The 23241-nt window shown below is 72.3% G+C and carries 23 protein-coding genes; 7 read left to right on the top strand and 16 right to left on the bottom strand.

Going from position 1 to position 23241, the window contains the following annotated elements; translation table 11 throughout:
• Nucleotides 1-27 precede the first annotated feature (27 nt).
• The 3 genes from IE241_RS18825 to mca all read right to left on the bottom strand — a co-directional run bounded on the left by IE241_RS18825 (nt 28) and on the right by mca (nt 3701).
• Nucleotides 28-2091 (bottom strand): thioredoxin domain-containing protein, encoded by a 2064-nt coding sequence (locus IE241_RS18825; protein WP_190022956.1) that lies wholly within the window; start codon nt 2089-2091, stop codon nt 28-30.
• Nucleotides 2092-2599: 508 nt separating this feature from the next.
• Entirely contained in the window at nt 2600-2827 is a 228-nt protein-coding gene (locus tag IE241_RS18820; protein WP_190022955.1) for a hypothetical protein, read from the bottom strand.
• A 4-nt stretch (nt 2828-2831) separates the two neighbouring features.
• Nucleotides 2832-3701, bottom strand: coding sequence for a mycothiol conjugate amidase Mca (mca, locus tag IE241_RS18815; RefSeq protein ID WP_190022954.1), 870 nt, complete (start codon nt 3699-3701; stop codon nt 2832-2834).
• A 125-nt stretch (nt 3702-3826) separates the two neighbouring features.
• On the opposite strand from mca, the gene IE241_RS18810 reads away from it, so the two are divergent.
• Nucleotides 3827-4237 carry a DUF4307 domain-containing protein gene (locus tag IE241_RS18810; RefSeq protein ID WP_190022953.1) on the top strand — a complete coding sequence of 137 codons (411 nt, stop codon included), beginning with the start codon at nt 3827-3829 and terminating at the stop codon, nt 4235-4237.
• A 221-nt stretch (nt 4238-4458) separates the two neighbouring features.
• The gene (gene greA, locus IE241_RS18805) at nt 4459-4956 is read left to right on the top strand and encodes a transcription elongation factor GreA (RefSeq protein ID WP_190022952.1); all 498 of its coding nucleotides are present in this window, start codon (nt 4459-4461) and stop codon (nt 4954-4956) included.
• A 76-nt stretch (nt 4957-5032) separates the two neighbouring features.
• Here greA and IE241_RS18800 read toward each other — a convergent pair whose 3' ends face one another.
• The 3 genes from IE241_RS18800 to ilvA form a co-directional block, all read right to left on the bottom strand.
• Nucleotides 5033-5893: an ABC transporter permease gene (locus tag IE241_RS18800; RefSeq protein ID WP_190022951.1), complete on the bottom strand. Its 861-nt coding sequence runs from the start codon at nt 5891-5893 to the stop codon at nt 5033-5035.
• Nucleotides 5890-6963, bottom strand: a complete 1074-nt coding sequence (locus IE241_RS18795; protein WP_190022950.1) for an ATP-binding cassette domain-containing protein — start codon at nt 6961-6963, stop codon at nt 5890-5892. The genes IE241_RS18800 and IE241_RS18795 overlap by 4 nt, the downstream gene beginning before the upstream one ends.
• Before the next feature lie 126 nt (nt 6964-7089).
• Entirely contained in the window at nt 7090-8382 is a 1293-nt protein-coding gene (gene ilvA, locus IE241_RS18790) for a threonine ammonia-lyase (protein WP_190022949.1), read from the bottom strand.
• A gap of 216 nt (nt 8383-8598) precedes the next feature.
• Here ilvA and IE241_RS18785 point away from each other — a divergent pair, with 216 nt between their 5' ends.
• Complete coding sequence (locus tag IE241_RS18785) at nt 8599-9099, top strand: MarR family winged helix-turn-helix transcriptional regulator (RefSeq protein ID WP_190022948.1); 501 nt, start codon at nt 8599-8601, stop codon at nt 9097-9099.
• 121 nt (nt 9100-9220) lie between these two features.
• Here the strand turns inward: IE241_RS18785 and IE241_RS18780 are convergent, their stop codons facing one another.
• A complete protein-coding gene (locus tag IE241_RS18780; RefSeq protein WP_058045982.1) occupies nt 9221-10366 on the bottom strand; it encodes a cystathionine gamma-synthase in 1146 nt (381 codons plus the stop codon).
• A gap of 143 nt (nt 10367-10509) precedes the next feature.
• Here IE241_RS18780 and IE241_RS18775 point away from each other — a divergent pair, with 143 nt between their 5' ends.
• A complete protein-coding gene (locus IE241_RS18775; protein ID WP_190022947.1) occupies nt 10510-11592 on the top strand; it encodes a hypothetical protein in 1083 nt (360 codons plus the stop codon).
• Nucleotides 11593-11630: 38 nt separating this feature from the next.
• Entirely contained in the window at nt 11631-12293 is a 663-nt protein-coding gene (gene msrA / locus IE241_RS18770; protein WP_190022946.1) for a peptide-methionine (S)-S-oxide reductase MsrA, read from the top strand.
• 88 nt (nt 12294-12381) lie between these two features.
• On the opposite strand, the gene IE241_RS18765 is transcribed toward msrA, so the two are convergent.
• The 4 genes from IE241_RS18765 to IE241_RS18750 form a co-directional block, all read right to left on the bottom strand.
• Complete coding sequence (locus IE241_RS18765; RefSeq protein ID WP_190022945.1) at nt 12382-12927, bottom strand: hypothetical protein; 546 nt, start codon at nt 12925-12927, stop codon at nt 12382-12384.
• Between the two features lie 66 nt (nt 12928-12993).
• Nucleotides 12994-13365 (bottom strand): DUF1330 domain-containing protein, encoded by a 372-nt coding sequence (locus IE241_RS18760; RefSeq protein WP_190022944.1) that lies wholly within the window; start codon nt 13363-13365, stop codon nt 12994-12996.
• 140 nt (nt 13366-13505) lie between these two features.
• Nucleotides 13506-14018, bottom strand: coding sequence for a hypothetical protein (locus IE241_RS18755; protein WP_190022943.1), 513 nt, complete (start codon nt 14016-14018; stop codon nt 13506-13508).
• 46 nt (nt 14019-14064) lie between these two features.
• The gene (locus IE241_RS18750; RefSeq protein ID WP_190022942.1) at nt 14065-14634 is read right to left on the bottom strand and encodes a class I SAM-dependent methyltransferase; all 570 of its coding nucleotides are present in this window, start codon (nt 14632-14634) and stop codon (nt 14065-14067) included.
• Between the two features lie 54 nt (nt 14635-14688).
• Between IE241_RS18750 and IE241_RS18745 the strand changes: the two genes are divergently transcribed.
• Complete coding sequence (locus IE241_RS18745; RefSeq protein WP_190022941.1) at nt 14689-15480, top strand: AraC family transcriptional regulator; 792 nt, start codon at nt 14689-14691, stop codon at nt 15478-15480.
• Nucleotides 15481-15558: 78 nt separating this feature from the next.
• On the opposite strand, the gene IE241_RS18740 is transcribed toward IE241_RS18745, so the two are convergent.
• The 3 genes from IE241_RS18740 to IE241_RS18730 all read right to left on the bottom strand — a co-directional run bounded on the left by IE241_RS18740 (nt 15559) and on the right by IE241_RS18730 (nt 19605).
• A complete protein-coding gene (locus tag IE241_RS18740) occupies nt 15559-16809 on the bottom strand; it encodes a DUF2786 domain-containing protein (RefSeq protein ID WP_308433718.1) in 1251 nt (416 codons plus the stop codon).
• 176 nt (nt 16810-16985) lie between these two features.
• Nucleotides 16986-18059 (bottom strand): GNAT family N-acetyltransferase, encoded by a 1074-nt coding sequence (locus IE241_RS18735; protein WP_190022940.1) that lies wholly within the window; start codon nt 18057-18059, stop codon nt 16986-16988.
• 265 nt (nt 18060-18324) lie between these two features.
• Complete coding sequence (locus tag IE241_RS18730; RefSeq protein WP_190022939.1) at nt 18325-19605, bottom strand: L,D-transpeptidase; 1281 nt, start codon at nt 19603-19605, stop codon at nt 18325-18327.
• 336 nt (nt 19606-19941) lie between these two features.
• Here IE241_RS18730 and IE241_RS18725 point away from each other — a divergent pair, with 336 nt between their 5' ends.
• Nucleotides 19942-20226 (top strand): hypothetical protein, encoded by a 285-nt coding sequence (locus IE241_RS18725; protein ID WP_190022938.1) that lies wholly within the window; start codon nt 19942-19944, stop codon nt 20224-20226.
• 93 nt (nt 20227-20319) lie between these two features.
• Here the strand turns inward: IE241_RS18725 and hutH are convergent, their stop codons facing one another.
• Entirely contained in the window at nt 20320-21858 is a 1539-nt protein-coding gene (hutH, locus tag IE241_RS18720) for a histidine ammonia-lyase (protein ID WP_190023206.1), read from the bottom strand.
• A 123-nt stretch (nt 21859-21981) separates the two neighbouring features.
• Nucleotides 21982-23091, bottom strand: a complete 1110-nt coding sequence (locus IE241_RS18715) for a GGDEF domain-containing protein (protein ID WP_190023205.1) — start codon at nt 23089-23091, stop codon at nt 21982-21984.
• Nucleotides 23092-23241 lie beyond the last annotated feature (150 nt).

The raw sequence follows: 23241 nt of genomic DNA, 5'->3' as shown, positions 1-23241 counted from the left end.
CGTCGCGAAGAGGTGCATGGGAATCCCTCAGCTCAAGCGCTGGGTCAGCGTTCCCGGGTCCGTCGCCGGCACGTCGCAGACGAAGCCCCGGCAGACGTACGCGACCGCGCGTCCGTCCGCCAGGGGCCGGTTCGCCAGCAGCGGCACCTCCACGGCGGTGGGCTCGCCCGCCGGCGGCGGGGCGCCGACGGCGACGGCGAGGCCGGGAGCCGTGGACAGCAGGGCCGTGCGGTGGAGGGAGGCCGTGGCCGGGTCGTCGGGCAGCCCCACGACGGCGACCTCGCGGGGCCCGTCCAGCAGGGCCTCCGCCACCGCCAGGCCCCAGCTGATGAAGCGCGGCGCGCGCGGGCCCAGCGCCCGGACGACGCCGAGCGCCCGCTCGGCGGCCTCGCGGTGGGTGTTGCTGCCGGTGTACGCGGCGTAGGTCAGCAGCGCTCCGCAGGCGGCGGTCCAGCCCGAGGGGGTGGCGTTGTCCATGGGGTCCTGCGGGCGGCGGATGAGCGCCTCGGCGTCGTCGGCGGTGTCGAAGAGCGTGCCGTCCGCGCCGGTGAAGCGGGTGAGGACCGTGTCCAGGAGCAGGCCCGCGAAGTCCACCCAGACGCCCTCGCCGGTGACGGCGCTGAGCGCGAGGAAGCCCTCGGCGACGTCGCCGTAGTCCTCCAGGACGCCCGCGTGGGCACCGGCCGTGCCGTCCAGGGAGGTGCGGAAGAGCCGGGCGTGCCAGTCCATGTGCGTACGGACCAGCAGGTCGGCGGCGTCGGTGGCGGCCAGGACGAGGTCCGGCCGGTCGAAGTAGGCGCCGGTCTCGGCCAGCGCGGCGATCGCGAGCCCGTTCCAGGCGGCCACGACCTTGTCGTCGCGGCCGGGGCGGGGCCGCTGCTCGCGCGCCGCGAGGAGCCTGCGGCGCACGGAGTCGAGCTTGCCGGCGTCCAGGAGCTGCTCGGAGTCGGGCAGCTGGAGGACGGAGGCGCCCTCCTCGAAGGTGCCGTCCTCGGTGACGCCGAAGTGGGCCGCCGCGAGCAGGGCGTCCTCCTCGCCGAGCACGTCGCGCAGCTGCTGCGGCGTCCACACGTAGTAGGCGCCCTCGGCGTGCCGCCCCTGTCCGTCGTCGCTGTCCGCGTCCAGCGCCGAGGCGAAGCCGCCCTGGTCGGTGCGCATCTCGCGGACCAGGAAGTCCGCGGTCTCCAGGGCGACGCGGCGGGCGAGCTCGGAGCCCGTGGCCCGCCACAGGTGTGCGTAGGCGCGGCAGAGCAGGGCGTTGTCGTAGAGCATCTTCTCGAAGTGCGGGACCACCCACTCGGCGTCGACGGAGTAGCGGGCGAATCCGCCGCCCAGCTGGTCGTAGATGCCGCCCCGGGCCATCGCCTCGCAGGTCGCCTGCACCATCTCCAGGGCGCCCTCGGAGCCCGTACGGGCGTGGTGGCGCAGCAGGAACTCCAGCGTCATGGACGGCGGGAACTTCGGCGCCCCGCCGAAGCCGCCGCGCACGGCGTCGAAGTCGCGGGTCAGCGCCAGCAGCGCGGCGTGCAGGTCCTCGGCGGAGGGCGCCTGCGGCGGCGCGTCCTTGTCCGCCGGGACGCCCAGGGCGAGGGTGCGCTCGGACAGCTCCCGCACGATGCGGCCGGCGACCTGGCCGACCTCCTCGCGGCGGTCGCGCCACGCGGCCCGCACGCCCTCCAGGACCTGCTGGAAGCCCGGCATGCCGTGCCGGGGGGCGGGCGGGAAGTAGGTGCCGAAGTAGAACGGCTCGGCCTCGGGGGTGAGGAAGACCGTCATGGGCCAGCCGCCCTGGCCCGTGGCGGCCTGGACGGCCTCCATGTACACCGCGTCGATGTCGGGCCGTTCCTCGCGGTCGACCTTGACGGAGACGAAGTGCTCGTTGAGGAGGGCCGCGGTGGCGTCGTCCTCGAAGGACTCGTGCGCCATCACATGACACCAGTGGCAGCTGGAATAGCCGACGCTCAGCAGCACCGGCACGTTCCGGCGCCGCGCCTCGTCGAAGGCCTCGGGCGACCACGGCCACCAGTCGACCGGGTTGTCGGCGTGCTGGAGGAGGTAAGGGGACGTCTCGTGCGCCAGGCGGTTGGGCATGCGCCCATCCTTGCGCACGGTGCGCCCTCCCGGGCGGGTGGCCGTGGGGCCGTGTCCGGCCCTACGGTGCCCTCGCCGACCACCGGGCCTGGGCCCGGCCCCGAACCGACCGGGCTGAACGCCCCCGTCGGCCGACGTCAGCTCGGCACCACCGCCAGAGCGCGCCCACATGGCTGATCTCCCCCAGCTGCGGCGGCAGACTCCCTCCCGCCGCAACGGCGAGACGTACAACGGCGGCTACCGGCGGTGCCGGGCCCACCCCGGCCGAACCGGCCCAGGCCGGACACCACCCGCCCGCCGGCGACAGCTCGGCACCGCCGAAGCGCACGCACATGGCTCATCACCGTTGCGGCGGCAAAATCCCTCCCGCCGCAACGGCGAGACGTACAACGGCGGCCGCCGGCGGTGCCGGGCCCACCCCGGCCGAACCGGCCCCGGCCGAACCGGCCCGGGCCGGACCGCACCCGCCAGGCGTCAGCCAAGGAAGCCGTCGAAGCCGCGCGCAGCGTCAAGCCCGTGGGGCCGCCGCCTCGTCGGCGCGGACCGCGCCGGAGGCGTCCGGCGCCTCCTCGAAGTCCACTCGCTTCATGTGCTTGTTCATGGACTTCATCAGGAACCACACCGCCACGCCGATGACGGCGAAGACGATGAAGCCGAGGACACCGGGGGTGACCTTGTTCTTGTCGAGTTCTTCGGCGAGCGGCACCAGCTGGGTGGCGGCGAGGGAGCTCATCATGGGGTCAATTGTTGCGGATGCCCGCGAAGAGGTCGTCCTCGGGGAGGGACGTGCCGACGAGAGACTTCGCCAGCTCGTACTCCTCCGTCGGCCAGACCTCCCGCTGCAGGTCCAGCGGGACGCGGAACCAGCCCCCGTCCGGGTCGATCTGCGTGGCGTGCGCGATCAGCGCCTTGTCGCGGATCTCGAAGAAGTCGCCGCAGGGCACGAACGTGGTCAGCGTGCGCTCGCGCCCCATCGTGTGCCAGCGCTCCAGCCACTCCCCGTACGGGGATTCCATGCTGCGCTCCAGCAGGGCGTCGTGCAGCGCCTGCGTGCGCTGCCGGTTGAAGCCCTGGTTGTAGTAGAGCTTCTGCGGCTGCCACGGCTCGCCCGCCTCGGGGTAGCGCGAGGGGTCGCCGGCCGCTTCGAAGGCCACCATCGTGATCTTGTGGGTCATGATGTGGTCGGGGTGCGGGTAGCCGCCGTTCTCGTCGTACGTGGTCACCACGTGCGGACGGAACTCGCGGATGAGCTTCACCAGCCGCCCGGCCGCCTCGTCCACGTCCTGCAGGGCGAAGCAGCCCTCGGGCAGCGGCGGCAGCGGGTCGCCCTCCGGCAGGCCGGAGTCGACGAAGCCCAGCCACTCCTGCTTCACGCCGAGGATGTCGCGCGCCTCGGCCATCTCCTTGGCGCGGACCTCGTGGATGTGCTCCTCGATGTACGGGTCGCCCTGGAGCTTGGGGTTGAGGATGGAGCCGCGCTCGCCGCCCGTGCAGGTGGCCACCAGCACGTCCACCCCCTCGGACACGTACTTGGCCATCGTGGCCGCGCCCTTGCTCGACTCGTCGTCGGGGTGGGCATGCACGGCCATCAGTCGCAGCTGCTCAGTCAAGACTTCGTCCTCGGTCACTGGTCATGGCCCGTCTTATCGGTGTGTCGGGGCGCCTCCTATAGTGACCGAAGCGGGAGTCGTTTCATTCCTCTTCTCCCGACCAGCACCGACCCGGAGGAAAGATCATGGCTGCGGCGCGCGAAGGGCTGCCCGACGGTCGCTACGGCCGCTCGGCGGACGCGCGTGCGGACCGCAAGCTCAAGATCGTCGGTGCCGTGCTCGGCGCCGGGCTGCTCGGCGTGATCGCCTGGTCCGGGATTCACTACATGACGAAGACGGACGTCAGCGGCCAGCTCATCCGCTCGAAGACGATCTCGGACGACACCGTGCAGGCGGTCGTGGAGATCCGCAAGGGGAAGGATCAGGCCGGGGTGTGCACCCTGCGCTCGCTCGGCAGCGACGGCTCCGAGGTCGGCCGCAAGGACGTGGCCTTCGACCGCCGCGAGGACCACTTCACCGAGCGGGTCACCCTGCGCACCACCAAGCACGCCGCCGCCACCGAGCTCGAGGGCTGCCGGGCCGCCTCCGGCCGCTGACGCACGGCCGACGCGGGCTCCACCCACTTCCGCCTTACCGCGCTGACCTGCATTGACGCGATTCTTGCGCGATTCGTCCCGTTTACTTCTTCCCCCTTTCACGACCCAATTGTTAGGCTCGTGGTTTCGCCCCGCTTTGAAGGTGCACCCTTCTGAGTAGGGCGTTCATTTGTTATCGCGATGTATCCCCAAGCATTCCCCAGTACCGACGAGGAGCACCTGTGACCCAGACCAGCGACAACGTCACCTGGCTGACTCAGGAGGCGTACGACCAGCTCAAGGCCGAGCTGGAGTACCTGTCTGGTCCCGCTCGCACCGAGATCGCGGCCAAGATCGCGGCGGCCCGCGAGGAGGGTGACCTGCGAGAGAACGGCGGGTACCACGCGGCCAAGGAGGAGCAGGGCAAGCAGGAGCTCCGTGTGCGCCAGCTCACCCAGCTGCTGGAGAGCGCGAAGGTCGGCGAGGCCCCGGCGGCCACCGGCGTCGTCGCGCCCGGCATGGTCGTCACCATCGCCTTCGACGGCGACGCGGACGACACCCTGGACTTCCTCCTCGCCTCCCGCGAGTACGCCAGCTCGGACATCGAGACGTACTCCCCGCAGTCCCCGCTGGGCTCCGGCGTCAACGGCAAGAAGATCGGCGAGGACGCCCAGTACGAGCTGCCGAACGGCAAGAAGGCCATGGTGCGCATCCTGGAGGCCAAGCCGTACAGCGGCTGAGCCCCACGGACGTGACCGTGCCCCGTACTCCCTCCCGGGAGTACGGGGCACGGTGCTTTCCGGGCGGTGAACGCCCTCAGGCCGTCGCCGACCGGAACTTCCGTACCGACAGCGTCCGGAAGAGCGCGATGATCAGCACCGACCAGATCAGCGACGCCCACACGGGGTGCTGCATCGGCCAGGCCCCCGGCACCGGATAGCCCTCCGGCAGGTTGCCGAAGAGCTCGCGCGCCGCCTGCACCGTGGCGCTGAAGGGGTTCCACTCGGCGATGACGCGCAGCACGGTGGGCATGTTGTCGGCGGGCACGAAGGCGTTGGAGATGAAGGTGAGCGGGAAGAGCCAGATCAGCCCGCCCGAGGTGGCCGCCTCCGGGGTGCGCACCGACAGCCCGATCAGCGCGCCGATCCAGGAGAAGGCGTAGCCGAGCAGGAGCAGCAGCGCGAAGCCCGCGAGGGCCTTGGGGATGCCGTTGTAGACCCGCCAGCCGACGATCACGGCGACGATCGCGAGCACGACGAGCGTGAGCGCGGTCTGGACGAGGTCGGCGAGGGTGCGGCCGGTGAGGACGGCCCCGCGGGCCATGGGCAGGGACCGGAAGCGGTCGATCAGCCCCTTGTGCATGTCGTCGGCGATGCCCGCGCCGGCGCCGGCCGTGGCGAAGGTGACGGTCTGGGCGAAGATGCCCGCCATGAGGAACTGGCGGTACGTGCTCGGGTCCGTGTTGCCGCCGACGGCGATCGAGCCGCCGAAGACATAGCTGAACAGCACCACGAACATGATCGGCTGGATCAGCCCGAAGATGACCACTTCGGGGATCCGGGCCATCCGGATCAGATTGCGCTTGGCGACGACCAGGGAGTCGCGCACGGAGCGGCCGATGCCGCCGTGCACCCGCAGGGCCGCCTCCCTGGAGGCTGGGGTTCCGATGACGCTCATGGCCTGGCCTCCTGCTGCGCTCCGGCGTCCCCCGCGGCTCCGGACGCCCCGGCGACCCCGGACGCCCCGCCGTCGCCGGTCTCCGCGCCCGCGTCGCCCGTCTCCGCGTCGCCCGTCTCCGTAGCGTCCGTCTCCGCGGCGTGCCCGGTGAGCGAGATGAAGACGTCGTCCAGCGTGGGGCGGCGCAGGGCGATGTCGTCGATGTCGATCCCGCGGGCGTCGAGCTCCCTGATGACCTCGGCGAGCAGCTTCGCGCCGCCGGAGACCGGCACGGTCACCTTGCGGGTGTGCTTCTCGACCGAGGACGCGCCCTTGCCGAAGCCGCGCAGGACCTCGTCGGCGGTGGCGATGTGTTCGGGGCTGCGCACGACGACCTCGACGCGCTCGCCGCCCGTGCGGGCCTTGAGCTGGTCGGAAGTGCCGCGCGCGATGACCTTTCCGTGGTCGACCACGCAGATGTCGTGCGCGAGGTGGTCGGCCTCCTCCAGGTACTGGGTGGTGAGCAGGAGGGTGGTGCCGCCGGCCACCAGTTCCTGGATGACCTCCCACAGTCCCTGCCGGTTGCGCGGGTCCAGTCCGGTGGTGGGCTCGTCCATGAACATGACGGGCGGGCTGACGACGAGGGCCGCGGCGAGGTCGAGGCGGCGGCGCATGCCTCCCGAGTAGGTCTTGGCGATGCGGTCCGCGGCCTCCGCGAGGTCGAAGCGCTCCAGCAGCTCGCCCGCGCGCACCTTCGCGTCGCGGGCGCTCATCTGGTAGAGCTGGCCGACCATGCGCAGGTTCTCACGGCCTGTCAGATATTCGTCGACGGCGGCGAACTGGCCGGACAGCCCGATGGAGCGGCGGACCGCGTCGGGCTTCTTGAGGACGTCGATGCCGGCCACGAAGGCCGAACCGCGGTCGGGCTTGAGCAGAGTGGTCAGGACGCGTACGGCGGTGGTCTTGCCGGCGCCGTTGGGGCCGAGCAGCCCCAGAACGGTTCCTTCCGGCACATCGAGATCGACCCCGTCCAGAGCTCTGACGTCGCCGAAGGTCTTCACCAGGCCTTCGGCATAGATGGCGCCTGGCATGGAAGTTCTCCCCGCTGGGTGACGTACTGCCCGATTTTACGTTCGGCGCAGCCGTCGTGCCCTGTGAACGCCGTACCCCACGCTCAAGTGGCACCGGGGCCTCAGGGGTCAAGTGGCACCGGGACCTCAGGCCGTCACCCGGTACCCCGCAGCCCGCAGGGCCGCCCGCACTTCCTCGCAGTGGCCCGGCCCCTTGGTCTCCAGGTGCAGCTCCACCTCCGCCTCGGTCAGGCCGAGCCGCGGGTCGGTGCGGATGTGCCCGACGTCCAGGACGTTGGCGTCGGCCGCGGAGAGCACCTCCAGGAGGGCGGCGAGCGCCCCCGGCCGGTCGGCCAGCCGCAGGCGCAGGCTCAGATAGCGGCCGGCCGCCGCCATGCCGTGCCGCAGGACGTGCTGCAGCAGCAGCGGGTCGACGTTGCCGCCCGACAACACGGCGACGAGCGGTCCCTCGAACGAGTCGGGTCCGGTCAGCAGCGCCGCCACCGGCGCGGCCCCGGCCGGCTCCACGACCATCTTGGCCCGCTCCAGACAGAGCAGCAGCGCTGCGGCGAGCGCGTCCTCGGAGACCGTCCGGACCTCGTCGACCAGCTCCCGGACCAGGGCGAAGGGCACCGCGCCGGGGCGGGCCACCCGGATGCCGTCGGCCATCGTCGCGGGCTCCGCGACCGCCACGGGGCGCCCGGCGGCCAGCGACGGCGGGTACGCGGCGGCGCCGGCCGCCTGCACGCCCACGATCTTCACGTCCGGCCGCAGCGCCTTGACCGCCACCGCGATCCCGGCCGCGAGGCCGCCGCCGCCCATGGCCACCACGATCGTGCGCACCTCGGGGCACTGCTCCAGGATCTCCAGGCCCACCGTGCCCTGACCTGCGATGACGTCCGGGTGGTCGAAGGGGTGGACGAGGGCTGCGCCCGTGCGGCGCGCGTACTGCCGGGCGGCGCTCAGCGCCTCGTCCAGCACCTGTCCGTAGAGGCGCACCCCGGCGCCGTACGAACGGGTCGCGGCGATCTTCGGCAGGGGCGCGTTGACCGGCATGAACACCGTGGCGCGCACGCCCAGGAGCGTGGCCGCCAGGGCCACGCCCTGCGCATGGTTGCCCGCGCTGGCGGCCACGACCCCCGCCGCGCGCTCCTCGCGCGCCAGCCCCGCGATCCGCGCGTACGCCCCGCGGACCTTGAAGGAGCCGGTCCGCTGGAGGTTCTCGCACTTGAGGTGGACGGGCGCGCCGATCAGGCCGGAGAGGTGGCGGCTGCCCTCCAGGGGCGTGGCGCGGACGACCCCCGAGAGGATCTTCCGGGCGCCGAGGACGTCGTCCAGGGTGACCGGTGCGACCGCGCGAGGGGGCTCCGCCAGGGGGCCGGCCCCGTCCGGTCCGTCCCGGTCCGCGCCATCCGTTCCGCCCGCTGCACGTGCGGCCATAAGGCCAGTCTTGCAGCTCGTTTGCGTAACGACCGTCGTAACGGACGCATATCGCCCGGGCGATTCCGGAACGCATCGCAGCGCATATCGATGCATACCGAGCGGATTGTTCGGTACCGGCGGAGCGGATTGCCCGGCACCGGCCCAGGCACCCTCCGGGCCGCGTACTCTGTCCCCCAATCTTCCCTGCCCGACGCACGAAGTGAGCCCCAGGCCATGCCCACCCCTTCGGACATGACGACCGACCTCGCCCCAGGTGTCCTCGACGCGCTCCAGCACCAGGTGGCCGTCTTCGCACGCCGCGCCGAACAGACGCGGCTCGGCGGCGTGGGCCAGGTCCGCAACTCGATGGACCGCGCCGCTTATCTGCTGCTCAACCGCCTGGACCAGGAAGGTCCGATGGGGGTGAAGGCGCTCGCCGCCGGCATGGGCATCGACTCCTCGACCGTCACCCGCCAGGTGGCGCCGCTGGTCGACACCGGCCTGGTCAAGCGCACCTCCCACCCCGAGGACGGCCGTGCCGTCGTGCTCCAGCTCTCCCCGCGCGGCAAGGCCCGCCTGGAGGAGGTGCGGGCGTCGCGGCGCGCGCTGATGGCGCTGGTGACGGACGGCTGGAGCGAGGACGAGCGGGACGCGTTCTGCTCCCTGCTCACGCGCTTCAACACGGCGCTCTCCGAGGTCCACAACGCCCTGCCGCCGGTGGCCCCGACGGCCTGACCGGCCCGCAGCCGGCCCGCAGCACAGCTGCGCCGGGCAGGCCGGAAGGATCCGGCCCGCCCGGCGCGGAACAGCAGTTGCGGGTGCTGAGGCGGGTGCCGAGGCGGGTGCTGAGGGGGGACTAGCCCAGCGCCTGCGTGAGGTCGGCGAGCAGGTCGTCGACGGACTCGATGCCCACCGACAGGCGCACCAGGTCCGCGGGGACCTCCAGCTGCGAGCCGGCGGTGGACGCGTGCGTCATCAGGCCCGGGTGCTCGATCAGCGACTCCACGCCGCCGAGGGACTCGCCGAGGGTGAACACCTCGGTGCGGTTGCAGATCTCCACGGCCGCTTCCTGGCCGCCCTCGACGCGGAAGGAGACCATGCCGCCGAAGGCCTTCATCTGCTTGGCGGCGACCTCGTGCAGCGGGTGCTCGGGCAGGCCCGGGTAGTAGACCTGGGTGACCTTGGGGTGGGAGACGAGCAGCTCGGCCACGCGCTCGGCGTTGGCGCTGTGCCGGTCCATGCGCACGGCCAGGGTCTTGATGCCGCGCAGCGTCAGCCAGGAGTCGAAGGGGCCGGCGACGGCGCCCATCGCGTTCTGGTGGTAGGCGAGCTCCTCGGCGAGGGCCGCGTCGGCGGTGACCAGCGCGCCGCCGACGACGTCGGAGTGACCGCCCATGTACTTGGTGGTCGAGTGCACGACGACGTCCGCACCGAGCGCGAGCGGCTGCTGCAGGTAAGGGCTCGCGAAGGTGTTGTCGATGACCAGGCGGATCCCGGCCGAGTGCGCGACCTCGGCGAGGGCGGCGATGTCGCTGATGCCCAGCAGCGGGTTCGAGGGGGTCTCGACCCAGATGACCTTGGTCGTGGGCCGCAGGGCGGCGCGCACGGCGGCCGGGTCGGAGGTGTCGGCGACCGACCACTCCACGCCCCAGCGGCTGATCACCTTGGCGAAGAGGCGGAACGTGCCGCCGTAGGCGTCGTTCGGGATGACCACGTGGTCACCGGGCGCCAGGAGCGTACGCAGCAGGGTGTCCTCGGCTGCCAGGCCGGAGGCGAAGGCGAGGCCGCGGACGCCGCCCTCCAGCGCCGCCAGGTTCTCCTCCAGAGCGGTACGGGTGGGGTTGGCGCTGCGGCTGTACTCGTAGCCGCCGCGCAGGCCGCCGACGCCGTCCTGCTTGTAGGTGGACACCTGGTAGATCGGCGGCACGACAGCCCCGGTCAGCGGGTCCGGCTCCTGCCCGGCGTGAATGGCAAGGGTCTCGAATGCATGCTGATCGCTCATTTTCCCGAGCCTAGTACTCCGCACACCCGAACACCCGTGTTCACTTGTAACCGGAGCATGAACGATCCGCGGACCCCGCGCGTTGTTCCTCACACAGGCCTATTCGTAGCACTACGCTGCCCCACCCACGTTCAGGACCGCTCATGGAGTTTCTGCTCATCCTGCTGGCCGTCGTCGCGATCAGCGCCGTCCTCGCCGGGCCGGCGCTGCGCCGCAGGCGGGCGGCCGCGGGGCTCGCCGCCGCCCCCGGCGCGGCGGCCTCGTCGTACGGCTTCCTGCCGCCCGAGCAGCTGGACGTCCGCCTGCCCGGCCCCGACCCCGAGCTGCTGTCCGCCGTCGAGGAGGCCCGCCGCACCCAGGACTGGAAGCCGGCCGCCGAGCTGCTCTCGCGCACCCATGACGCGGAGCAGCGCTGGCAGCGCGTGCAGACCCTGGCGGGCGCGGCGGTCCGCGAGCTCACCGAGGCCCCCGGCACGGGCGGGATGTGGCTGCGGCACTGGCGCGTGGTCGCGCCCGAGGATGCGGGCGGCGCGGCCGTCCAGGCCGAGTTCCTCGTCCAGCAGGCCCTGCGCGACCCCTCCTCCGAGGACTACCGCATGATCCTGGAGGAGGCCCGCACGGTCTGCGCGGAGGCCGCCCGGCTGGCGCCGGAGGATGTGGTGCCGGTGATCGTCGAGCTGGGCGTGGCGCGCGGCGCGGGTGCCGGCGAGGCCGAGTTCCAGTCGGTGTGGGAGCGGGTCGTCTCCCGCGCCCCCCAGCACATGGGCGCGCATCTGGCCGCGCTGCGCTACTGGAGCGCGAAGTGGCACGGCTCCCGCGAGAAGGCCGACGCCTTCGCGCAGCGCGCCGCCGCGGGCGCGCCTCAGGGCAGCCTGCTGCCCGCCCTGCCGCTCTTCGCCGTCCACGACCACCTGCCCGACGTGAACCTGGTCCAGAGCCTCTACCGCAGCGAGGTCGTCTCCCGCGCGATCCAGGCCGCCCAGTACGCGGTCGCGCACGCCCCGTCCGAGCACCCCGTGGCCCCGCACGTCCGCCACCTGCTGGTGTGGTTCCTGGTCAACGCCGAGCGCTACCCCGAGGCCCTGGAGCAGCTGCAGCGCGTCGACGGGCACATCGGCGCCGTCCCCTGGACGTACACGGCGGATCCGGTCGCGGCGTACGTGGCGTACCGGGCGATGGCGGTGGCGGGCCGGGAATCGCCGGGAGCGGCGAACCGTTGGTCCTGAGGCCGGATCTTCCCCACCGACTCCCGGAGGCCGCCGCCATGCTCTTCCCCACCCGAGAACCCCGCCTCCCCACCCCCGAGGAGGCCCTGAAGGGCCGCCCGGAGCCGGAATTCCCCCTGCAGGAACGCCACACGGTCCTGGGCACCCCGCTGGCCGGCCCGTACCCGCAGGGCCTGGAGGTCGCGGACTTCGCCCTCGGCTGCTTCTGGGGCGCAGAGCGCAAGTTCTGGCAGACGGACGGCGCCTGGACCACCCTCGTCGGCTACCAGGGCGGCCACACCCCGCACCCCGCCTACGAGGAGGTCTGCAGCGGCCTGACGGGCCACACGGAGGTCGTCCGCGTGGTCTTCGACCCGTCGGTCGTCTCCTACGCCGCCCTCCTGAAGCTCTTCTGGGAATCCCACAACCCCACGCAAGGCTTCCGCCAGGGCAACGACCGCGGCACGCAGTACCGCTCGGCGATCTACACCCACTCCCCCGCCCAGCAGACCGCGGCGGAATCCTCCCGCGAGTCCTACCAGCAGGTCCTGCGCGGCTCGGGCTACGGCCCCATCACCACGGAAATCCTCCCGGCGGGCCCGTTCTACTACGCGGAGCCGTACCACCAGCAGTACCTGGACAAGAACCCGTCGGGCTACTGCGGAATCGGCGGCACGGGCGTGTCATGCCCGATCGGCGTGGCCACGACGGACGGCCGGTGACCGAACCGCTGCCCACGACCGTGTAGCCCGCCGCCTCGTAGCAGCCCCAAGGCAAGGCTGTTCATGCCGAGGCACCTTAGGGCGCGGCTCAAGAGAGGAAGAGGGGGAGGTCGTCCAAGGAGCCCGGGCCGTTGAAGAAGCACTCGGCCGCCGCCAACTCCCTCTCCAAACCCGGGTGGCGGTCCTCGACCGCCTGCGTCAGGGACCGGCCCCGGTCCCGGTCCACGGTTCCGGCCGCGGCCAGGAGGCTCTTCTGCCACTTTTCGCCCTGTTCGGCCAGGGCGTAGACGGCCGACAGCAGGTCGGCCATGCCGGCGGGGCGGGTGAGGGCCGCGGGGTCCCGGCCCGTCACCGGGAAGAGTTCCCAGCCGCCGGCGCGCGCGGCGAGGCGGAGGGCGCCGGCCCAGTTGGTGATGCGGCCGATGCGGACGTAGAGGGAGTCCCCGGTGTGGGGCGGCAGGCTGCCGCCGTGCAGGGGGTTGGTCGCGGCCACGAGGTCGGCGAGGACGCGGCGCTCCGTGTCCTGCGGCGTCCAGTGGCCCTCTTGCCAGGCTTCTATCGCGAAGTCCAGCCAGTCCTCGGCGGCGGCCAGCCGGGAGGCGAAGGGGAGGTCGAGGTCGCGGTCGCGGGGCACGCCCGTCAGTGTGACCCGGCCGGTCCGGAGCTGCGCGCGCCGACCCCCGTACGGCACGCGCAGGGCTCACGCTCCGGCCGTCGTCCCCCGCAGCTTCGCCGCCAGCTCCGACGGGTCGTAGCCCGGGGCGACGCCGTCGACCAGGATGATCACGCCCTCCACGTGCTCCGTGCGCAGGGGGATCAGGGCCTGATAAGCAGGCGAGGCGTACCAGGCGCGGGCCTGCGAGAGGTCCGGGAAGCCGATCAGGACCATGTTGCCGGGCCAGGCGCCCTCCATGACGTGGACCTCCGCGCCGTGGACGAGGAAACGGCCGTCGAACGGGTCGAGGGTGGCCTGGATGCGGTCGATGTACTCGAGGATGTCGCGGTGGGTGCCGGCGCCGGCGTGAGGCGCGGCGACGATGTCACGGAAGCTGCCCAGGGCGTACGCGGTCATGATGTCTCACCTTCCAGGGGGGCGTTTCTCCAGCGGCTCCGGTGAACTCCAGCGAACTCCTGCGAAGTCCTGTGATCTCCGGTGCACTTCAGTCTTCCCTGAGGCTCCCGCCCGGTCGATTACCTGTCAGGTCATCGACCTCAGTCCTCCACTCCCAGATCGCGTCGCATCAGCCGCCGCATCTCCGACAACCGCGGCTCCGCTTCCTTCAGTGCGACGAGCGCCCGTTCCGGGGTCTCGCCCTCCCGCGCATGGCCGCGGTCGATCCGCTTGGCCGCCGCGTCCACTGCCGCAAGCACGCTGTTGACGTTGCGCGACGCCGTCAGGATCACCTCCGGGGCGATCATCTGGGCCTCGGCGTACCGGTCGCGGTGGTCGAGCCGGGCCTCTTCCAGCTGAGCGCGTTCCTGGTCGGTGTAGACGCTGTCGCGCAGGCGGTGCAGCGTGTCCTTGAGGAGGGTGTGGAACTGCCGCGAGGCTCGGTTCATGGCCGTGTACGCGGCCCGGCGCTCCTCGAAGCGGCGCGCTTGCGCCTCTGCCGCGCACTCCGCCGCCCGCTGTCGGGCCGTCAACCGCTGGGACAGCAAGGGGGCGAAGAGGGTACCCAGGACACCGACGACGGCGGTGACCATCGAGGCTATGACGGCGCTCACGCACCGACCCTAGCCCCACAGCCGCCTCACCGCCCCTCCTCACCCCTCACTCCCCCCGCCTCGCCACAAAGCGGAAACTCCCCTTCCCCACCGTCACCGTGCACTCCGCGAAGCCCGCCATCCGCAGCCGTGCCTCCAGTGTCTCCGGTGGGACCGGGACGCACGTGTCGCCGAGGTGGATCAGGCGGAAGGCCCTGCTGTCCAGGGCGTCGGAGCCGGTGAAGGTGCCGCCGGGGCGCAGGACGCGGTGGGCCTCGGTGAAGAGGCTGTTCTGGTCGGCGATGGACGGTACGTGGTGGAGCATCGTGAAGCAGGCGACCGAGTCGAACCGGCCCTCGGGGAAGGGGATGTCGGCCCCGTCGCCGTAGACGACGTCGACGCGCTCCCCGAAGAGCAGGCGCAGCCGCGCCGCGTACGACGCGTCCGTCTCGACGACGCTCAGCTTCTCGACCTTGCGTACCAGTACGCGCGTCGTCGCCCCGTAACCCGGCCCGATCTCCAGGCAGTCCGCGCCGAGCGGGACGTCCTCCAGGGCCCAGGGCAGGAGTTCGTCGCGGATCGCGCGGGCCCAGCGGTCGGAGGAGCAGAGGCGGCGGTGGATGAGGTTCATCGGCATGGTTCGAGGCCAGGAAGGAGGAGACTTGTCGTATACGGGCCAGGAGGTCAACTCATGTCGCCAGACGGACAGCGACCCGCTTCCCATGTCGTGGCTCCTCCCGGCGCCGCCGTCGCCGTCGGCAGCTTCCCCCTCGGCGGCAGCGAGTGGTTCGGCCGCCACCAGCACGCGGCGCACCAGCTCGCATGGGCGCCCCACGGCGTCCTGGCGGTGCGCGCCTGCGGCCGTACGTGGGTGCTGCCGTCCACCGTCGCCCTGTGGATCCCGGCGGGCGTCCCGCACTCCACCGGCGCGACCTCGTCCGCGCTCCTGCGCAGCCTCTACTTCTGGCCCGACCGCTGCCCCCTGACCTGGGACGAGCCCCAAGTCGTCCCCGTCTCCGGCCTCTTGCGCGAGCTGATCGACTACCTCGCGCAGGACCCGGAGACCCTCGGCCCGGAGGCCCGTCACCGCGCCGAGGGCGTCGTCCTCGACCTCCTGCGCCCCGTCTCCGTGACGACCGTGCGGGCCCCGATGCCCGCCGACCCGCGCGCCCGCCGCATCGCGCAGGCCCTGCGCGCGGACCCTTCCGACGGCCGGTCGCTGGCGCAGTGGGGCGAGGTCGTGGGCGCGAGCGCGCGGACCCTCGCGCGCGCCTTCGTCTCCGGTACGGGCATGACGTACGGGCAGTGGCGCACGCAGCTGCGGCTGCAGGCGGCGATGCCGATGCTGGCGGCGGGCTCCACGGTCTCGGCCGTGGCCCGGCGCGTCGGCTACGGGTCGCCGAGCGCGTTCGTGGCGGCGTTCCGGCGGGGGGTGGGGGTGCCACCGGGTGCCTATTTCACGCCTGCGGAAACCCGGCCGTGACCCCGGCAGCAACCGCCTGCGGAACCCCGGCCTCAAGCAGAACCCCGGCCGTAACCATGCCCCGGCCGTAAACCGGCCTCACCCCAGCTCCGCCGCGTCCGCCGCCTCCGCCCCCCGCGCCCAGCCGTCCGCGTCGCGCCCCTTCAGCCGGTGCGAGGTCGTCTGCGGGAAGAGCCGTTCGGCGGTCTCGCCGACCGCCAGGTCGCGCGCGGCGAGCACGGGCAGCACCTCGGGCCGTGCCTCCTGCGCGACGGCCTCGGCCGTCGCGTCGCGCACCGCCGCCGCGAGCCGCTCGCCGATCCGGGACGCGTAGGCGATCAGGAACGACTCGCGGAAGTCGCGGGTACGGCGCGAGCGCCCGCCCGCGTGGTGGGCGTCGGCCGCGCGGTGCATCGCGGTGGTGGCCTGCACCAGCAGGGAGGTGTACATGAGCTCCACCAGCTCCAGATCGGCGTCGAAGCCGACGACGGTGGAGAAGCAGTGGTCGGCGGACCACACGGCCTGGCAGTGGTTGGCGCCGGCCACCGCGTCGAGCAGCAGCGCCTTCGCCGACTCGTACGGGCCCTCGACGCCGATCCGGCAGGCCCCGGGCCCGTCGGCGGCGGCCCCGTCCGCGTGGGCGGCCAGCAGCGCCTCGTCCATGGAGTGCCGGGCCATGAGCTCCTGGGCCTTGGCGGAGAGCGCCTCGGCCTCCTCGGGGAAGTCCGTGGACTCGGCCTTGGCCAGCAGCGCGCGGATACGGCCCAGGACGCGCGGCTCGACGTGCACGCCCGGCCGGGAGTACGCGGCGCCGGGCATCGGCCCGACCGGCCCGGTCCGCGGCAGGCCGGCGGCGAGCCGCAGCGCACCGAGCGCGCACGCGACCGTCTCGAAGCGGCTGAGGCGCTCGCGCTGCGCGAAGCCTTCCAGGAAGGCCGCGTCGTCGTCCCACCACACGTGCGCCTGCAGCTCGTGCAGCTGCGCGGTCCAGCGTGCGTCGAGGGTGTCGGGCGCATACCGCCGCGCCTCGGCCGCCAGCGCCGCGACGGCGAAGCGCACCTCCACCGGGGTGAGCTCGCGCCGCGCGAGCCGGATGACGTCGGCGGGCTGCCAGCCGCGCTCCCAGCAGCCCCGTACGGTCGCCGAGGCGGTGCGCACCACGGCGCGGCTGAGGGCCTCCCAGCCGGCGGGGGCGGCGGTCAGCGCGGAGGCGGCGGCGTAGACGGCGTCGTCGAGGGTTTCGGGGCCGTGCGTCCGCAGGGAGGCCAGGGCCGCCTCGACGGACTCCAGGAGGTCGGTGTCCTCCTGCCGGTCCTGCTGCCGGTCCTGCTGCTTCCTGCGTTCGGCCACGGAACTCTCTTCCTTGCATGACGCACGACGGATCACCGCGACCGGCGGGTCACTGCGATACGGCGTACGGCGCTACGGCGGTACCCCGAGCGGCACGCCGATACGGCCCATTGTCCGTGACATTGTCCGTAACAGCTGTGTCGCCAGGGGTTACCGCCCAGGTCAGCGCGCGGAGGCTACCATTCCGTGGGCTGCTCCGGGGAGTCCCCTGCGCCATCGCGCAGCGCCTGCAGCACCGGCCCCGGCACCCGCGCCTGGAAGATCCCCACCGACCGCTCCGGCCGGTAGCCCAGCATCTTGTTGACGGCGCGCATCGGGCCGTTGTCGTCGGCGACGTGCGTGGCGATCTCCCGTACGGACAGCCCCAGCCCCTCCTGCCCCTCCTGCTCGCGCAGCAGCTGCAGCATGCGCAACTTGACGGCGCGTCCGAGGCCGAGCCCCCGGTGGGCGGGCGCCACGGCGGTCTCGTACTGCTGCGCGCGGACGTCGCCGGGCGAGCGGACGCCCACCTCGGTGAAGGCCGCATACGTGCCGTCCGGGGCGGCGACGGCGACGGTCAGCAGGACGCCGCCGCGCTCCACGAAGCGGCTCTGGGCGGCAGTGGCGCTCTCCTCGTCCCAGCGCATGGGCTCCTGGTCCAGCTCGCCCATGGGGGTGTCGGCCATGGCGTTCCTGACACCGGCGTAACACGTGGCGTTGGCCGCCGGAACCGTCCCCTGCCACTCCACGAAGCGGTAGCCGTCGGGCAGCTCGGGCGCGGCGGCCTCATCGGCAGCCTCGTCGTCGATCCGCTGGACGTACAGGACCAGCTGCAGCCCACACACGAACCCGCGGTTCTTGGCGAACTGCTCACCCTCCCCGCCGATTTCGAGCTCCAGGCTCACCGACTGGCGCTGCTCACGCTCCAGGATCGTCTGTATCTCCTGCCACAGCAGGGTGCCGATGCCGCGCCGCCGCTGGTCCGGCCGGACGGCGAGGCGCCCGATCCAGGCGGTGGTGCGGTTCGCCTCGTCCTCGAAGAGGCGCAGGAGGGCGACGCCGGCGTACCCGGGCCCGCCGCCCTCCGACGGCACGGCCAGCCGGACGATCCGGCTGCGCGGGGCATCGATGCGCAGCAGCCCGGCCGTCTCCACCCGCCCCGGCCCCGGCACCCCGGCCGGCAGGTCGTGGGTGTGGGCGGCCGTGACGACGGCGTGCCAGGCGTCGATCTCGTCCTCGGCCGGGGTGGCGCTCAGACGCCGGACACTCACATGCGCTTCCGTATCGCGCTGGACACTCACATTCGCGTCCGTATCGCGCCGGACACCCGCATGCGCGTCCGTCACGCGCCGGCCGTTCGAGCGATCGCCGCCCGATCGCAGAAGTTCGCTCATCCAGCGCACGGTACGGACCTCGATGCCGCTTGTCCTGCGGATTTACGGCTCCCGCCGCACGGCATGCGGCGGCGAAAAGGCGGCGGCCCCCACTTCCGTGGGGGCCGCCGCCCTGGAAAAGCCGTTTACGGGCCCGGAGCGCCTAGGCGCCCGTCGCGCTCCCCGCGACCCACGCGTTCCAGTCCATGTTCCAGCCGTTGAGGCCGTTCTCGGGGGCGATGGTCTTGTCGGGCGAGTTCTTCACCTCGACGACGTCGCCGATCTGGGAGTTGCTGAAGAACCAGGCACCCGAGGTGTTGGGGTCGTCGGCACCCTGCTTGTCCTGCAGGCCGATGCAGCCGTGGCTGGTGTTGGCCGTGCCGAAGATGCCGCTGCCCCAGTAGTTGCCGTGGATGAAGGTGCCGGAGGTGGACAGGCGCATGGCGTGCGGCACGTCCTTGATGTCGTACTCGCCCTTGCCGTCGCCCTTGGTGAAGCCGACGGTCGAGCCGTCCATCCGGGTCTCCTTGAACTTCTCGGAGATCACCATCTTGCCGTTGTACGTGGGGTTCTCGGGGCTGCCGGCCGAGATCGGGATGGTCTTGATGGTCTTGCCGTCCCGGACGACCGTCATCTGGTGGGACTTGGTGTCCACCGTGGAGACCTGGGAGTGACCGATCTTGAAGGAGACGGTCTTCTTCTGCACGCCCTTGACGCCCGGGGCACCCTCGACGCCGTCGAGGTCGAGCTTCAGGGTGACGTCCGAGTTGGCCTTCCAGTAGTCCTGGGGGCGGAAGTCGATGCGCTGGTCACCGAACCAGTGGCCGACGACCTTCTGGCCGCTGCTCGAATTCACCGTGATGTGCGACTGGACGGCCTTGCGGTCCTTGATGGGCTTGTCGAAGTTGATCGACACGGGCATGCCGACGCCGACGGTCGAGCCGTCCTCCGGCGTGAAGGCGCCGATGAAGCTGTTGGTCGGCGAGACGGTGGTGAACGAGGAGTTCTCCGTGGCCTTGCGCTTGTCGGAGTCGACCGCCTCGACCACGATCTTGTACTTGGTCGAGCGCTCGAGCTGCGCCTTGGGCTGCCAGGACGTCTTGTCCGGCGATATCGTGCCCTCGACCGGGGTGCCCTTGTCCGTCGTCATCTTGACGCTGGTGAGCGTACCGTCACTGACGGTGACCTTGGCGTTGTCCGCCGCGATGCCCGCGTTGGTGGAGCCGTCCTTCTGGGCGATCTTGATCTGCGCCTTGGAGGCTTCCTTCGCAGCTGCGGCGTCGACCTTGTTCTGCTCCTTGCCGCTGCTGCTGGAGCTGCTCTTGCCGCCGCCGTCGTCATCGCCGCCGCCGCAGGCGGCGAGGGTCAGTACACCGCCGAGCACAGCGGCCGCGGCCACGACAGCCTTGCGGCGCTTGCCGTACGTCATCACACGCTTCTCCATTGCTCCTGCGGCCCCTATCCCCGAGCCGAACCGTGGGGCAGCACGATTCCCGGCTACTACTTCAAGGAACGCCTGCACCGGTTCGTCCGTTCCACACCCTTGGAGAATGTGGGGAAGGCCACGCCTGCAGAGCCCCTCGGAGGGGCGCCATGATAGCGGGGGTCCTGGTAGGGACGGGGCCGTTGCGAGGTGCGGGGCGCGGCGGTGACCGACGGGAACCCGTGACTTCCTCAGGGCCGTTCGTATCACTACCATCAGGTCACTGACATCGGGTCAGCCCGGGAGCGGCGGACGTGCCGTGCCCCCAAATTCAGCCGCGCCGAGGGGGATTCGTCCGTGACCGCACGCCGACCGCTGCTGACCGCCGTCGCCGCAGGGTCGCTCCTGTGTGCGGTGTGGTTCATGCCGACCGCGAACGCGACGGTCGAACGAACAGACCGGCCCGCCCCGGAATCCCGTCTCGCGGCACCCGCCGCGCAGGGCTCTGAGCAGCAGCTTTCCCTGGCCGACTCGGGCAGTGTCGACACCACTCCCTACGTATTCGGGGGAGTTGCCTTCCTGGCGGCGGGCGGAGCGCTGGTGACGGTCGCCGTGCGCAGGACGCGCACGGCGGACCGCTGACCAACTTTTACCTTCTTTACCTTCTTCGCCTTCTCTTCTACCGAAGGCCTGTCCGGTCTTCTGCCGAAGGCCTGTCCGGCTACGCCAACCCTGCTACGCCAGCGGACCCGTTACGGGTTCAACCGCTTCCACGAGCTTCCCGGCCCGTACGAACTCCTCCGCCCGGGCCAGGTCCGGGGCGAGGAACCGGTCCGCGCCGGGACCCTCCACACCCGCCGCGCGCACGGCCTTCAGCACCGCCTGCGTGGCGGGCGACGGCGTCAGGCCCTCGCGCAGCTCGACGGCCCGGGTCGCGGCGACCAGCTCGACGGCGATGACGCGCGCGAGGGCGGCCAGGGCCGTGCGCAGTTTGCGCGCCGCCGACCAGCCCATGGAGACGTGGTCCTCCTGCATCGCGGAGGACGGGATGGAGTCCACCGAAGCGGGGACGGCCAGCCGCTTCATCTCGCTGACCAGGGCGGCCTGCGTGTACTGCGCGATCATCAGACCCGAGTCCACACCTGCGTCTCCCGCCAGGAACGGCGGCAGCCCGTGCGAGCGGTTCTTGTCGAGCAGCCGGTCGGTGCGGCGCTCGGCGATGGAGGCGAGGTCGGCGGCGGCGATGGCGAGGAAGTCCAGCACGTAGGCGACGGGCGCACCGTGGAAGTTGCCGTTGGACTCGACGCGGCCGTCGGGCAGCACCACCGGGTTGTCCACGGCGGAGGCGAGCTCGCGGTCGGCGACCAGGCGGGCGTGCGCGAGGGTGTCCCGGCCGGCGCCGGCGACCTGCGGGGCGCAGCGGATGGAGTACGCGTCCTGGACGCGCGGCGCGTCGTCCTGGTGGTGCCCGGTGAGCCCGGAGCCCGCGAGCACGCGCAGCATGTTGCCGGCGCTGGCGCCCTGGCCCGGGTGGGGCCGGATGGCGTGCAGCTCGGGCGCGAGCACCTTCTCGGTACCGAGGAGGGCTTCCAGCGACAGGGCCGCGGTGACGTCGGCCGAGGTCAGCAGCCGTCCCAGATCGGCGCAGGCCATGACCAGCATGCCGAGCATGCCGTCGGTGCCGTTGAGGAGGGCGAGGCCCTCCTTCTCGCGCAGCTCCACGGGCTCGATGCCGTGCTCGGCGAGCAGCTCACCGGCGGGCCTGACGGTGCCGTCGGGCCCCTCGGCGTCGCCCTCGCCCATGAGCGTGAGCGCACAGTGCGACAGCGGTGCGAGGTCGCCCGAACACCCCAGCGACCCGTACTCGTGCACCACAGGGGTGATGCCCGCGTTGAGGATGGCGGCCATGGTCTCGACCACGAGCGGGCGCACGCCGGTGCGGCCCGAGGCGAGGGTCTTCATGCGCAGGAACATCAGCGCGCGGACGACCTCGCGCTCGACGCGCGGGCCCATGCCGGCGGCGTGGGAGCGCACGATGTTGCGCTGGAGCTGGGCGCGCAGCTCGGGGCTGATGTGGCGGACGGCGAGGGCTCCGAAGCCGGTGGAGACGCCGTAGACGGGGTCGGGCTTGGCGGCGAGGTCGTCGATGACGCGGCGCGACTGCGCAACCGCGGCCAGCGCTTCGTCCGAGACGACGACGCGCGCGGCGCCCCGCGCCACGGCGATCACGTCTTCCGCGGTCGTCCCGGCCGTCCCCACCACCACAGTGTGCATATCCATATTCAGGCACCCTAGAGACTGAATCGCTGCCTGTACATAGCCGATGGGTGGCCTGTCAGGTACAACGCGTAGGGACCCGTTCCGCATGCCGGACCGGGGCCGTGATCCCGGTGTCCGTCACGGCCGACGCCCCCGGAAACGCCGCCGCTCGGCCACCGGCACGGCCGGCGGATGGTCCGCGAGCCTGACCACGGGGTCGGCCGGACCACCGGCCCGCCCGGCGACGACCGGCCCGGCCGCCCGCGCCGCCTTCGCCCGGTACTGCGCGGCGTCCGCGAGCCGGAAGAGCCGGCGGGCCGTACCCACCGCCCCGATCGGGTCCCCGGTGGAGGCGACGCCGCACGCGACGCCCTCGCCCAGCTCCAACCCGGCCGCCCGGCGGCACAGTTCGCCCGCGACGCGCACCACCTCGTCCGCCGGCGGACCCACCGTCAGCAGACAGAACTCGTCACCGCCCAGCCGCGCCGCCAGCGCCCCCGGCAGCATCGCGCCGCACAGCGACAGCACCGAGCCGAACCGCTCCAGCAGGCGGTCGCCGACAGCGTGCCCCAGGGTGTCGTTGACGCGTTTGAGCCCATTGAGATCACACACCACAAGGCTCACCACCACACCGTCCGCGAGGTGCCGCTCCACGGCCTCGTCCAGCCGCGCATCGACCGCGCGCCGGTTGGCCAGCCCGGTCAGCGGATCGGTGAAGGCCAGCCGCCGGACCTCCTCCAGCCGCTCGGTCTGCGCGATCCCCGCCGCCGCCACGGCCGCGAGCACGGTCGCGAAATCGGCGTCCGCACGGCAGAAGGCGGGCGCGCCGGGCGGCCGGGCCACGTACAGCTCCCCCCACGCCCGCCCGTGCAGCACGACGGGAGCGACCACGCAGCAGCCCCGGCCCCGGCGGCGCAGCGCCGCCACCCGCTCGTGCCGGTAGACCCCCGAGCCCACGCCGTTCCCCTCCGCGGCCATGTCCTCGACCCACGCACGGGGCTCGGCGCCACCACCGACCCACTCCTCATGGAGGAACTCGACGATCTCGGGAAAGTCGTGCACCGGGTACGACTCGTCCTCGGGGAAGCGCTCCTCGCCCGCGGTCAGCTCCCCCGCATTGACCAGCACGCGCAGCCGCCCGCGCTCGCGCTCCCACACGGAGACCGCGGCGAAGCTGCCGTCCAGCGCGGACATCACCCGCTCCGCGGCGGCGGACACGGTCTCCAGCGGGGTGCGCGCGGCCGCCATCGCCTGCGCGAGCTCCACCACGGCGCGCAGCCGACCGTCACACTCCCCGCCTGCTGCCACCAGAGCCTCACATTCCGTTACTGGGCACGGACCCTGCACTCCAGCGTAAGAATGTTGGACTCATTCCGCTTTACGTGCTCAATGACCAGG

It is taken from the genome of Streptomyces hiroshimensis (genome assembly GCF_014650335.1).
GTDB lineage: Bacteria > Actinomycetota > Actinomycetes > Streptomycetales > Streptomycetaceae > Streptomyces > Streptomyces hiroshimensis.
The sequence above is the reverse complement of the archived record's forward strand: the minus strand, read 5'-3'. Positions and strand labels throughout refer to the sequence as shown.